The organism is Caulobacter sp. Root343, from assembly GCF_001425745.1.
Lineage (GTDB): Bacteria > Pseudomonadota > Alphaproteobacteria > Caulobacterales > Caulobacteraceae > Caulobacter.
The window spans coordinates 585,640-597,381 of record NZ_LMDF01000007.1; the positions used below are offsets into that span (position 1 = coordinate 585,640).

Here is an 11,742-nt window from a genome sequence, read left to right on the forward strand (position 1 = left end):
CGCCCGGCGATGCGTTCTGCCTTCCCGACACGGGTAGCCCTTTGGTCGTTGGACAGAAGGCGGAGTCTCTGATGGGAATGGCGCGAGAGGGGCCCATGAGCGACGCTTCCGACGCCGCCGCGCGCGCGGACGCCTTCGCCCGGCAGGCCGCGGCGATGCGCGGCCCGCTGGGCGCCTATTTCCGCCGCCGGATCCGCAACGCCGGCGAGGTGGAGGATCTGGTGCAGGAAGTCTTCCTGCGCCTGACGGTGCGCGGCACGCCCGACCATGCCGACCACGCCAGCGCCTACATCTTCCAGATCGCCGCCAGCGTGCTGGCCGACCGCTATCGCCGCCGCGTGGTCAGGCGCGCCGACGAGCATGTCGCGCTGGACCCCGACCTTCAGGGCGAGCAGGATTTCGATCCCGCCCGCATCTATGCCGGCAAACAGGCCCTGAACGCCGCCGCCGCCGCCCTGATGACCATGCCCGAACGCACGCGGACGATCTTCCTGCTGCGCCGGATCGACGGCCTTCGCCACCAGGCCATCGCCAAGCAGCTTGGCCTGTCGGTCAGCGCGATCGAGAAGCATATGGTTCGCGCCATCGAGCATCTGATGGCCCATGCGGGAGGCGCCAGATGACCCGTGACGCCCTGACCCCGGCCCAGTCCGCAGCCCGATGGCTGGCCCGCGACGACCTCGACCAGTCGCCCCAGCGCGAGCAGTTCGCGGCCTGGCTGGAGGAGAGCCAGGAGAACCGCGACGCCTGGACCCAGATCCAGCGACTGTGGGATGTCTTCGACGACGCCGACGACAGCGATCTGATCGCCGCCATGGCGCGGGCGGCCAAGAAGGCCGGGCCCGGCCCGGGGGCCGGGCCCCTTCGGCCCTGGCTGATCGCGGCCTCGGTCGCCGTCGCGGTGGTTTCGGCGTCGCTAGTCGCGGGCGCTTGGCAGGGCTGGTTTGACCGTTCGGCCAAGTCGGTCCAGGTCGCGGCCGGCGCGACGTCGTCGCTCGCCGCCGTCGGACGGGCGGACTACCTCACGGGCGAAGGCCAGAAGTCCATTGTCGACCTGCCGGACGGAACGCGCGTCACCCTGGACGCCGACAGCGCCCTCGACGTCGCCTTCGCCGGCGGTCGGCGCGACGTGCGTCTGCTGAAAGGCCACGCCTTCTTCGACGTCGCCCATGACCGCGACCGTCCGTTCGCCGTGCGGGCCGCCGGGCGCGTGGTCACCGCGCTGGGCACCCAGTTCGACGTGCAGCTGGCCTCGGGGACCTTGCGGGTCGTTCTGGCCGAAGGAAGCGTGTCGGTGAGCTCGCTTCCGGGGGAGCCGTCCGCGCCGCCGATCAAGCTTTCGCCAGGCCAGGCCTTCTCCATCCAGCGGGACGGTGTCGGCAAGGTGTCGCCAGCCGACCTGGACGAAGCCCTGGCCTGGAAACAGGGCGTGGTGGAATTTCGCGACCAGCCGCTGTCCGAGGCGGTCGGCGTGCTGAACCGCTACACCCGGGCCCAGATCGTCATCCGGGATCCCAAGGTCGCGGCCTTGCGTATCACTGGGGTCTTCAAGACCGGCGACATCAAGCGTTTCGGCCGTTCGGTCTCGCAGGCCCTGCCGGTGCGAATGATCGCCCGCGACGGCGAAACCTACGAGCTGGTCTCGACGCGGCCCTAGGCGGTATCCGTTGAGGAATTTCGCAAAGGCCGCGTTCTCCCTAGTAGAGCGCCGCGGGCCTGGGGGTCTCCTCTCGCTGACATCCGTCGTCGCTCGAAACCCATGAGCGAGGACCCGACATGACATCGCCCCAGACCCTCCGCGATCCGCTGGCCGATCACCTGCTGACACCCCAGAACGCCGCGCTGGTGATCATCGACTTCCAGCCGGTCCAGGTGTCGTCCATCGTCACGATGGAGAAGCGCCTGCTGATCGCCAACGTCACGAACCTGGCTAGGACCGCCAAGCTCTACGACCTGCCGGTCGTGCTTACTACGGTGAACGTGGCCACTGGCCTCAACACCCCGACGATCAAGCCGATCACCGACGTCCTGCCCGACGCGCGGCCGATCGATCGCACCGCCATCAACGCCTGGGAGGACGAGGACTTCGTCGCGGCCGTGAAGGCCACGGGCCGCCGTAAGCTGATCATGGTCGCGCTGTGGACCGAGGTCTGTCTGGCGTTCCCGGCCCTGGACGCGTTGGCCGAGGGGTTCGACGTGTTCGCGGTCGTGGACGCCGTGGGCGGCACCTCGGAGCTGGCCCACCGCGCCGGCCTCGATCGGGTCACGCAGGCCGGCGGCAAGCCGGTCAGCTGGATCCAGGTGGCCTGCGAGCTGCAGCGCGACTGGAACCGCAAGGCGACCGCCGAGGGCTTCGCCGACATTGTCCTGCGCGCGGTCGGCCACTGAGGCGACGGAACGGGAACAAGGCTTGGCGGCCTTGCTCCCGGCATCCTCGAAGCTAGGGCTTGGGCGCGTCGGCCGCCTCGACATAGTCGGTGCTCGTGGGGCCCTGGCCGGAGATGTAGACCGTCGCCCCTTCCGGTCCGGTCATGGCGAAGTGCGCGACGCCGGCCGGCTCGCTGTAGAAGCTCCCGGGCGGCAGGATCCTGACCAGGCTCTCGTCCGCCTTGCGCCCATAGCCGAACCGCCAGAGGCCCGCGACGACCACTGCGGTGCGGTCGTCGCGATGGCTGTGGGCGGCGATGCGGACATTGGGCGGCGCCCGCAGCGCGATCGTGTAGGGACCGGCCTTGGTCGGATCACCATAGAGGATCGCGGTGCGGATACCGGCCACGCCGGACGTTCCCGCCGTGGCGCCGCCCTGGACCAGGCCTTCGATGTCCGACGGGGTCAGGCGCAGCAGGCGCTCCTGGGCGGAGGCGGCGCCCGCGAAGGCCACGAGCAGGAGCGCGGCGCCGATGGATGCGAGGCGGCGGCTCATGGCTTGGCGTCCAGGAACGCGCGGACCATCGCCACGGTGGCCTTGGGGTTCTCTTCCATGATCCAGTGGCCGGAATCGGGAACCACGCCTTCGGTGACGTTGCTGGCGGCGAAGCGCATCACGGTCGCCATCATCGGTCCGAACGACTTCTCGCCGCCCAGGGCCAGCACCGGCATGGCCAGCTTGCCCTCGGCCACGAAGGCCTTGTTGTCGACGGCGTCCTGGTCGAAGGCGGCGAACTGCGAGAAGCCGCCATGCATGGCGCCGGGCAGGGCGTAGAGCTTGGCGTAGTGCTGGCGCGAGGCCTCGGTGAAGCGGGCCGGGGTGGCCGAGAACTCGTTCCAGAAGCGGTCGAGATAGATGCGCTCGCGGCCGGCGACCAGGCGCTCCATGTCGGGGCCGCCGAACCGGAAGTGCCACAGCAGCGGGTTCTTGAGGATCTCCTCCCACGGCCCGACGCCGGGCAGCGGCGCGTCGATCAGCACGAAGCGGTTCACCCGGTCGCGATGCTCGGCGGCGAAGGCGTAGCCCACCATGTTGCCGATGTCGTGGGTGACCAGGTCGACCTTGGTGACCTTCAGGGCGTCAAGCACGCCCGCCACGTCGCCGCCTTGGGTCTTTTTGTCGTAGCCGCCGGACACCGGCTTGGACGACAGGCCAAGGCCGCGAAGATCGGGCACGATGACGGTGTGGTCCTTGGCCAGATCGGCGGCCATCGGCTCCCACATGTCGCCCGTCTCGCCATAGCCGTGCAGCAGCACGACCGCCGGTCCCTTGCCGCCGACCCGGACGTGGATCGTCGCGCCGTTGGTGGCGATCTCCTGGGTCTTGAAGCCGGCGGGGAACGGTTTGACCTGCGCCATGGCCGGGGAGACGGGAGCCGCGGTCGAAAGGAATAGGGTCGCCAAGGCGACGGGGATGAACTTGAACACCTGCTGTCCTCCGGAGGGCCGGGCGTCCGGTCGGACGCCTTCACCAGGGGGAACGCAGGCTTTCCAGGAAGCCTCACCGGGCTCGTCGCGCCTAGAAATGGCCGGAGAGGCTGAGCTCGAAACGCCGCCGCCGGGGATCGCCGCGATAGTCGTAGCCCATGTTGTTGGCGTCGGCGACGATGGGCGGGGTGGTGTCCAGCAGGTTCTGGACGGCGATGCGCATGTCCAGGGACCGCAGGGCATGGCCCGCCGCGAGGTCGAACCGCCGGCGGGCCGCCAAATCCAGATAGGCCCGCGACGGGATGTAGGTCCGCGCCTGGTTGAAGGCCGCGTTCTGGACCACGACGTTGCTGAACGGCGAGTAGCGCGGGCTCGAGCGCCCCTGGTACTGCAGGTTCAGTTCCACGAGCAGCGGCCCGCGCTCCCACTGGACGCCCGCATTGCCGCGCCATCGCAGGGGGCCGTCGAGAAAGCCGACGCGGTCCAGCCATGGCAGGCCCGGCCGGCGCCGCGTCCGCAAGGTCGGCTGCCAGGTCCCCGCGCCGTAGACCCGTGTCTCGCCGCCCATGACGGTGGGAAGCGTCCAGTCCAGTTGCGCCTCGACCGTCTCGGCGACCGTTCGCCCGAGGTTGGCCAGTCCGCTGTAGAGCACGATGATCCGGCCGGCGGTGTAGCCCAGGGCCGCGTCGGCGGCGGACAGGGGCTCGCGGACGACGCGGCCGGGATAGCTGGCTTCGGCGTCGATCACCTGCTGGGGATTGAGGCCGGACGTCCCGATTTCGTCGCGGATCTCGACACGGGAAGCGTCGACGGACAGGCGCGGCCCGCTCCGGCCCGAAGGGTTCAGCACCAGGCCGAACGACTGGGTCAGGCCCTTCTCCTGGCCGATCTCATGCCATCCGCTCCGGCCCCATCGATAGGGGCCGTCGGCGGTGATCTTCCGCCCGCCGCGCTTGGGGTCCGTTTCGGGATTCAGCGGGCTGGTGGTCTGGATGGTGACCTCCTGGAGATGCGTCATGTCCGGCGGCGACTGGCCCGTCGCCGCGCTGGCCCGCAGCATCAGCCAGCCGGTCGGAAAGGCGCGGGCGCCGAAGGTGAACACATCGGCCTGATGGCGGACGCTGGTGCGAACATAGGTGGCGACGCCGGTCAGCAGCGTGTCCGGGAACGTCGTCTCGACCGCGTCGCGACGCAGGGCCAGCTGCAGCTCCAGACCGCGCAGCGGCGCCAGCCGGGACTCTGGGGACAACAGCGGCGCGCGGAGCTCGACATAGCCGGAGCTGACGCGCTGCACCCGGTCGGGCGTGCGGGTCCTGGTCGCGCCGCCTTCGGCAAGGCCCAGAATGTCGGTCTCGGGCATCCGCTCCCGCCGGACCTCGGCCAACACGGTCGCCGTGAGCGGACCGCCCGGCAGGGCGATCACCGGGCCGGCCGCGCGCACGACGCCGCTGCTGAACTGCGTGGTTTGCCGGCTGTGGCTGGTGTTGGGCAGGGCATAGGCCATCATCGCCGACTGAAGGCCGGCATAGTCGCCGAGCGGTACGACCGGGGCCTGGCCGCGCGCTCCGGCCAAGCCATCCCATAGAGGGACGCCAATGGTGGAGATCAGGATCCCTCCGTCTCGCCGGATCTCCAGCAGCGATCGCCCGACCGTATAGTCGGCGGACGCTTGCCAGCGCCCTGGCAGGGGCGCGATCAGACCGCCGGTAAGGCGTCGCACATCGACGGTGACCGCCTTCCGGTCAAAGAGGTCCGGCAACGGGAAATAGAAATAGACCGAGTTGGCGAACAGATTGCCGGTCGCGTTGGCGTGGGTCACGGCGCGGAAGCCTGGTGCGCGAGGCGTCACCGCGCGTCCTTCGTCGTGGAAATCGAAGCCGTCGATGAACGCCTCGACCCGGTCGCCGATCCGGCGCCGGGCGCTGAACAGGACGGAATAGGTTCTGGGCTGGGCAATCAGCGAGGTGTCGTCGCCCGCCAGCCCGACGGCCGGCTCGGTGGGCAGGCGCCCTGCGTTGGCGACCAGAACCGCAGCCTTCTCCTGCTCGGTCCCCCGGAAGTCGAGCGGCAGGAAACTATAGCTGCCGCCCAGGACGGTTCCGCCGTAGGCCGCGTCCAGCCGCAGGGGCTCGCCCAGGCTGCTGCGGACGGTGATCGCGTTGACGGGTCTCTGCTGCAACAGGAAGGCGGCCGGACTGTTCCGGGCCTGCCAGTCGAGCGACCGGCGGGCATAGTCGCGCTGGCCGACGGTCAGCTTTTGCGCGGCCGAATAGGACGCGGCCAGCATCACGTCCGTCCGTCCATCGTCGGGGGTGAAGCCCAGGCGCGCTTCAATTCGTCCGCGGCCCGCGTCGCCGCGACTGGATAGGCCCGAGACCACGGTCAGGTCGGCGCCTCGATAATCACGCTTCAACACCACGTTGACGACCCCGCCGATGGCGGTGGGGCCATGAATGCCGCCGGCCGTGGCCGTCAGGGTCTCGATCCGCTCGATCGCGCCCAGCGGGATGGCGTTGACATCGCTCTGTTCCAACCCGGTCACGCGGGACGGCAGGCTGGGCAGGCGGCGGCCGTCGACCAGAACGAGGGTCCGCTGCAAGCCGACGCCGCGCAGGTCGATCGCCGAATTGGGCGCGCCCGTGAAGTTCACGTTCTGGCTGGGCGAGATCACCTGGCCATTGGCCGGCAGGCGCTCGCGCAGGTATTGGTCGACGTTGTCCTGCGCCGCCACCGCCAGGTCCCGAGGGCCCACGACCTGGTAGGGCTGGATGTCGTTCTCGGTGCGCCGGATGTCGGCGTTCTGGGTGCGCCGGCCCACGACCAGCACTTCCGAAATCGCGCCGTCACCCGGGTCGGCGATCTCGCGCCCCGGCCGTTCGAACAGCACGAAGACGCCGTCGGACGTGATCCGATAGCCGACTCCGGAGCCTTTCAGCAGCAGGGCGACCGCCTGTTCGGTGGTGAGCCGTCCCTTGACGGCTGGCGTTCGTCGACCTTTGACCAGATCCGCCGAATAGAGGATGTCCGCGCGGTTCTCACGGGCCAGTTCGGCCAGAACGTCCTGCAGAGCGCCGGCGCGGAGATCGACAAGGCCGGGCGAGGCGTGGGCGCTGCTAGCGGCCTGCGCCGCGACCAGTAGCGCACCGGCGCAAGCCCAGAGGCGACGTTGGCGTCGATGCGAATGCATACCTTCCCCCAAGGCGCAGGACCAATCGCGCCCTGGTCTAAGGCGTCAAACGCACTTCAAAGAGTAGGGCGGATATTATCGTTGTACTGCAAGGGGCGGAGCCTTGCCTCGTCTGACTTCGCGCATCGGCGTCGCTGGATGCGGATCATGATCGCGACGGGCCTTTCAGCAACTATCCGCGAATGAACAGAACGTCGCTTCCACCCCCGCCGCGAGACCGCGTAGTTGCCCCCAATTCAAGCCTTGGCCAACGTGCTGGCCGCCTTGCCGTCATACTGGCCGCCGAAGCTAGCCTTCAGGTGGGCCATGATCGTCCCGACGTTGGCGCCGGGGTTCTTGGCCCGGAAATCGCTGATGGCCTCGCGCAGTTCCGATTCCGTCATCTGCTTTGGGCCATACGAGGACAGGATCGCCAGTTCGGCTTCAGCCGCCTTGGTCCGCTCGTCCACCTTCGACGCATCGTCGCCGGCTTCGATCAGGCGCGCACGCTCGGTCGCGAGGTTTTCCAGCGTCAGCTTCGTGTTCTTCAAGAACTTCGCGACGGTTGCGACGACCTTTTCGTCAGTGACTTCCGTCACGCCCCGCTTGAATTCTTCGGTCGTGATCTGCGTGGCTTCGCCGATCAATGTGGTGAGCACGTTGGCCCTCAAGCGGTCGTTCAGCTTGCGCGCCGCTAGTTGGTCAGCTTTGAGCTCGTCGAGCAAAGCCATGTCGTCGTCCTCTCGGTTCACTCTATTCGATAATGCTGTAGTGGATAGGGACCGCAGCTCTTTAAGAGCACGGGCGAGGCGTAAATCACGAGGTGTTATCCAAGCTAAATCCCCGCCCCGCCAGCGCAACGATCCTATATATCTCGGATAACGCGGGGGGCGCATGGCTGAACGTATTTTGCCGCCAGTCCTCTGGCGTGACGGGATCGCGCCGGAAAGCGCGGGCGTAGGCATTTCCGCACATCGCCCTCTGCGGACGGCGAGCGGAAGAGCTAAGCCTCTCGGCGCCTATTGTTGACCGGTGGGTGGCGTGTGATGGCTTTTTCTGGCGCGATCGTCGCCTAGCTAGGGAGCCGGAAATGATCATTCGTCGTCGGACCGTGCTTGCTGTGGGCGCCGCCGCCTCCCTGGCGCCGGGACTGGCTGCCGCCCAGGGCGGCGGGTCGAACGCGGCGCGCTTTTCGCTCGCCTTCGCACCGCACGAGGGCAGCTTCGCCAGCCGGGGCGGACTGATCGAGCAGATCGCCTTTGCGGCGGATCAGGGGTTCACCGCCTGGGAGGACAACCAGGCGCGGGACCGGCCTGTGGAAGAGCAGGAGCGAATGGCGCGGGCGCTCAAGCAGCGCGGCATGACGATGGGGGTCTTCGTCGCCAGCATGCCCAAGTGGGCTCAGTTCCGGCCCGTGCTCGGCGGCCCCGATGACGCGGAGCGGGACGCGTTCCTGGCCGATATCCGTGCGTCCGTCGACGTGGCCAAGCGGCTGAACGCCAAGTGCATGACGGTGGTCACTGGGTTCTTGGATCCGAAGACGCCGCTGGATATCCAAACGGCGCGCATCATCGACGTGATGCGCCGAGCGAACGACATCGTGGCTCCACAGGGCCTGATCATGGTGATGGAGCCGCTGAACACACGCACCGACCATCCCAACATCTACATGCAGACGATCCCGCAGGGTTTCGCGATCGCACGCGCCTTGAACAGCCCGGCCGTGAAGGTCCTCGCCGACCTCTACCATGCGCAAATTCAGTTCGGGAATCTGATCCCGACGTTGGAGGCCTGCTGGAGCGAGGTCGCCTATGTGCAGTTCGGCGACAATCCCGGCCGCAAGGAGCCGACCACCGGCGAAATCAACTACACCTCGATCGTCCGGTGGCTGAAGTCCCGGCGTTATGGGGGCGTGATCGGCATGGAGCATGGCAATTCCCTGGCCGGCCGCCCCGGCGAGGAGCGCCTGGTCGCCGCCTACCGCGAAATTGATCGGGGATAAGGACCCTCCGCTGACGCGGTGGCTTGCTTCGGACGGATGGCGCTCGGCAACGGCGCGGATGGCCGCCCCGTTGGCAAAGGGCGCCGCCCAGCTACAGACCAAGAGGTGGGGGCGGGAAGGGCGCTGAGACACCCCTCCCTCAATTGCTGCAAGTCCGCTACTGCTCCTTCTTGAACATGTTCTGGAAGATGAGCGGACCCCAGACGGACCCGCGGGCGTGAACCAGCGCGCCGCCCTCGTCGAACCGCCCCAAATTGACGGGAGCGAAGCCGAGCTGTCTGGCCAGGGCCGCCACGGGCGCGACCGCATCTTCGTCGTCGCTTGCGAGGAAGACGACGCGATAGCCGCCCGCGACGACTGGATCCGCCGCCAGGGCGGTGGCGCCCAAGTGGTTGAAGCCCTTCACGACCTTGGCGCCGGTGTAGAGTTTGGCGACGAACGCGGAGGACAGCAGGCCGTCCATCTCTTCTAGCGGAGCCTGCGAGTTCGTCGCGTCGACGAGGGTCTTACCTTCCCAGCTCGGCAGAGCTCTGGCGACATCCCGATGAGACTCGGAACGAACAGCCAGAAATATCGTGTCGGCCTCGAGGGCGTCCTGCAAGGACTTGGCGATGACCGTCGGGCCGATAGCCCTTGCCTGTGGCGCCAAGACCTCGGGCGCGTGGCGGCTAGCCACGGCCACCTCGATATTCCTGCGGGCGAAGGCGTGGGCTAGGGCCTGGCCGATCTTGCCGAAGCCTATGATCGCATAGCTCATGATGGTTCTCCTGTGGTGTTGGGATCAGCCGCTCGGGGCGATCCGACGCGAATTCAGATGGCCGAGAAGCCGCCGTCGACCGCCAGCTCCACCCCGTTCACGAAGCTCGAATCGTCCGAAGCCAGGAACAGGGCGGCGGCCGCGATTTCCTCGGGCTGGCCCATCGTTCCTCTCGGGATCAGGGACTCGAACATCTTCTTGGCCTCTTCGGTCAGGACCTGATCCTGCATCGGCGTGGCGATCGGCCCCGGATGCAGCACATTCACCCGGATGTTTCGGCCCTTGAGCTCGTTGAGCCATCCGCGTGCGAAGGCGTGAAGGGCCGCCTTGCTGGCCGCATACACGCTGTAGCCCGGAAACCCTTTGATCGAGGCCACCGACCCGGTCATGAAGATCGACCCGCCGTCGTTGAACAGCGGCAAGGCCTTCTGCACCGTGAAGAGCGTGCCACGCGTGTTCAGGCCGAAGGTCGTATCGAAGTGCTGCTCGGTGATCTCGCCAAGCGGGACAGCTTCGCCCGTACCGGCGCTCGCGTAGAGCACGTCGATCTTGCCCTTCTCGCGCTTGACCGTGTCGAACAGGCGGTCGAGGTCGTCGAGATTGGCCGCGTCGCCGCGTACGCCCGTTACGTTCCGGCCGATCGCCTTCACCGCATCGTCCAGCGCCTCCTGCCGCCGGCCGGTGATGAACACATAAGCCCCTTCCTCGACGAAGCGTTTGGCGCTGGCCAGCGCCATGCCGCTCGTTCCACCCGTAACGACCGCTACTTTACCGTCAAGCTTGCCCATGACCTTCTCCTTCTAGGCTCCGTTTGGTCGCCACAGGACGATCCAAGAGCCCCGAAATAGGCCTGTCGGCGCCAGACATTCAGTGCGGAACGACGCACATCGGTGGTGCGAAAACGATCCACAGTGTTGATGAAACTCTTTGGAGCGGGCGACCAGACCTTTCCGGGTTGGGCGCCACGGTGCAATATCACACCATGGAAAAGGTCGACTGGGACGATGTCCGCTACTTCCTCGCCGTCGGGCGCAGCGGCTCGGTAAGGGCCGCCGCCGAGCGTCTCGGCGTGAACCACGCGACCGTGCTCCGGCGCATTGCTCAGCTGGAGCAACGGCTCGGGGTGCAGGTTTTTGAGAAACGGCCTTCGGGCTACCAACTAACGGCCGCGGGCGAGGAAGTCGTCGAGTTCGCCGAGCAGATGGAAGTCTCGTCTCACCAGTTGGAGACGCGCGTCTTCGGGCGGGACCAGAGCGCTCGCGGACTTCTGCGGGTCACGCTGCCGCCGTTCCTGGCGACCCATCTTCTCATGCCGGACCTGGCCGATTTCGCTCGCCTGCATCCGGACATCGAGATCGAGATCCTGTCGACCGGCGAGGTGGCGAACCTGACCAACCGGGAGGCCGACGTAGCGATCCGCTTCGTCGTCGACCGCAAGACTCTGCCGCTCAATCTCCACGGCCTGATGGGGCCGCAGCTGGCCGGCGGGGTCTATCTGTCCCGCGATCTGCTGGCCAAGTGGCGGGCGGGCGCGACAGGGCCTATCCGGCCGATCGTCATCAACGATCGCGGCGTCCCCGACTGGGCCAACGCGGGCGAGGTCCGCGGGTCTGGAGCGCCTTTCAGGGCTCCGGACGCCGATGCGCAGGTCGCCGCAGCGCGGCAGGGAATCGGGATGACAAGACTGCCGTGCTTCGTTGGCGACACCGATCCCTTGCTGGCGAGGGCGCCGGGCATCGAACCACGTCTAAACGGCGCGCTTTGGATCCTCACCCAGGGCGAAACGCGCAAGACCAAGCGCGTGCGACTCTTCATCGAATTCGTGTCCCTGAGGCTCGCTGGCTACGCACCGCTGCTTGCGGGACGGTCCGCATTCGGTGACTGACGCGGGGCAGGTCACCGGCAAGCCATTGAACGCATACTGGCGTTCGAATTGAATTCGGAGCGGCAAGGCCGCACCGT

Annotated in this window: 11 protein-coding genes; 5 read left to right on the forward strand and 6 right to left on the reverse strand. The window is 67.6% G+C overall.

Annotated features, from left to right (window positions below):
• The first annotated feature begins 95 nt into the window (after positions 1-95).
• From ASC70_RS15360 to ASC70_RS15370, 3 genes are all read left to right on the forward strand, one after another.
• Positions 96-623: an RNA polymerase sigma factor gene (locus ASC70_RS15360; protein ID WP_056051504.1), complete on the forward strand. Its 528-nt coding sequence runs from the start codon at positions 96-98 to the stop codon at positions 621-623.
• Positions 620-1,657: a FecR family protein gene (locus ASC70_RS15365; RefSeq protein WP_056051507.1), complete on the forward strand. Its 1,038-nt coding sequence runs from the start codon at positions 620-622 to the stop codon at positions 1,655-1,657. The genes ASC70_RS15360 and ASC70_RS15365 overlap by 4 nt, the downstream gene beginning before the upstream one ends.
• 119 nt (positions 1,658-1,776) lie before the next feature.
• Complete coding sequence (locus ASC70_RS15370) at positions 1,777-2,388, forward strand: hydrolase (RefSeq protein WP_056051509.1); 612 nt, start codon at positions 1,777-1,779, stop codon at positions 2,386-2,388.
• A 52-nt stretch (positions 2,389-2,440) separates the two neighbouring features.
• Here the strand turns inward: ASC70_RS15370 and ASC70_RS15375 are convergent, their stop codons facing one another.
• The 4 genes from ASC70_RS15375 to ASC70_RS15390 all read right to left on the reverse strand — a co-directional run bounded on the left by ASC70_RS15375 (position 2,441) and on the right by ASC70_RS15390 (position 7,752).
• Positions 2,441-2,923: a cupin domain-containing protein gene (locus tag ASC70_RS15375; protein WP_056051511.1), complete on the reverse strand. Its 483-nt coding sequence runs from the start codon at positions 2,921-2,923 to the stop codon at positions 2,441-2,443.
• Entirely contained in the window at positions 2,920-3,855 is a 936-nt protein-coding gene (locus ASC70_RS15380; RefSeq protein ID WP_200939223.1) for an alpha/beta fold hydrolase, read from the reverse strand. The genes ASC70_RS15375 and ASC70_RS15380 overlap by 4 nt, the downstream gene beginning before the upstream one ends.
• A gap of 91 nt (positions 3,856-3,946) precedes the next feature.
• On the reverse strand, positions 3,947-7,042 hold the full coding sequence (locus ASC70_RS15385) for a TonB-dependent receptor (protein WP_056051513.1): 3,096 nt from the start codon (positions 7,040-7,042) through the stop codon (positions 3,947-3,949).
• Between the two features lie 236 nt (positions 7,043-7,278).
• The gene (locus ASC70_RS15390; RefSeq protein ID WP_056051515.1) at positions 7,279-7,752 is read right to left on the reverse strand and encodes a GatB/YqeY domain-containing protein; all 474 of its coding nucleotides are present in this window, start codon (positions 7,750-7,752) and stop codon (positions 7,279-7,281) included.
• A 359-nt stretch (positions 7,753-8,111) separates the two neighbouring features.
• Here ASC70_RS15390 and ASC70_RS15395 point away from each other — a divergent pair, with 359 nt between their 5' ends.
• On the forward strand, positions 8,112-9,023 hold the full coding sequence (locus ASC70_RS15395; RefSeq protein WP_056051517.1) for a hydroxypyruvate isomerase family protein: 912 nt from the start codon (positions 8,112-8,114) through the stop codon (positions 9,021-9,023).
• Between the two features lie 157 nt (positions 9,024-9,180).
• On the opposite strand, the gene ASC70_RS15400 is transcribed toward ASC70_RS15395, so the two are convergent.
• Positions 9,181-9,780 carry an NADPH-dependent F420 reductase gene (locus ASC70_RS15400; protein WP_056051519.1) on the reverse strand — a complete coding sequence of 200 codons (600 nt, stop codon included), beginning with the start codon at positions 9,778-9,780 and terminating at the stop codon, positions 9,181-9,183.
• 53 nt (positions 9,781-9,833) lie between these two features.
• Positions 9,834-10,568, reverse strand: coding sequence for an SDR family NAD(P)-dependent oxidoreductase (locus ASC70_RS15405; RefSeq protein ID WP_056051522.1), 735 nt, complete (start codon positions 10,566-10,568; stop codon positions 9,834-9,836).
• A gap of 179 nt (positions 10,569-10,747) precedes the next feature.
• Here ASC70_RS15405 and ASC70_RS15410 point away from each other — a divergent pair, with 179 nt between their 5' ends.
• A complete protein-coding gene (locus tag ASC70_RS15410) occupies positions 10,748-11,665 on the forward strand; it encodes a LysR family transcriptional regulator (RefSeq protein WP_235519413.1) in 918 nt (305 codons plus the stop codon).
• Positions 11,666-11,742 lie beyond the last annotated feature (77 nt).

Excerpts from the sequence above, each read along its gene's own strand:
- ASC70_RS15375 (WP_056051511.1), bottom strand. The coding sequence starts at position 2,923 with ATGAGCCGCCGCCTCGCATCCATCGGCGCCGCGCTCCTGCTCGTGGCC.
- ASC70_RS15370 (WP_056051509.1), top strand. The coding sequence starts at position 1,777 with ATGACATCGCCCCAGACCCTCCGCGATCCGCTGGCCGATCACCTGCTG.
- ASC70_RS15405 (WP_056051522.1), bottom strand. The coding sequence starts at position 10,568 with ATGGGCAAGCTTGACGGTAAAGTAGCGGTCGTTACGGGTGGAACGAGC.
- ASC70_RS15365 (WP_056051507.1), top strand. The coding sequence starts at position 620 with ATGACCCGTGACGCCCTGACCCCGGCCCAGTCCGCAGCCCGATGGCTG.
- ASC70_RS15360 (WP_056051504.1), top strand. The coding sequence starts at position 96 with ATGAGCGACGCTTCCGACGCCGCCGCGCGCGCGGACGCCTTCGCCCGG.
- ASC70_RS15395 (WP_056051517.1), top strand. The coding sequence starts at position 8,112 with ATGATCATTCGTCGTCGGACCGTGCTTGCTGTGGGCGCCGCCGCCTCC.
- ASC70_RS15385 (WP_056051513.1), bottom strand. The coding sequence starts at position 7,042 with ATGCATTCGCATCGACGCCAACGTCGCCTCTGGGCTTGCGCCGGTGCG.
- ASC70_RS15390 (WP_056051515.1), bottom strand. The coding sequence starts at position 7,752 with ATGGCTTTGCTCGACGAGCTCAAAGCTGACCAACTAGCGGCGCGCAAG.
- ASC70_RS15400 (WP_056051519.1), bottom strand. The coding sequence starts at position 9,780 with ATGAGCTATGCGATCATAGGCTTCGGCAAGATCGGCCAGGCCCTAGCC.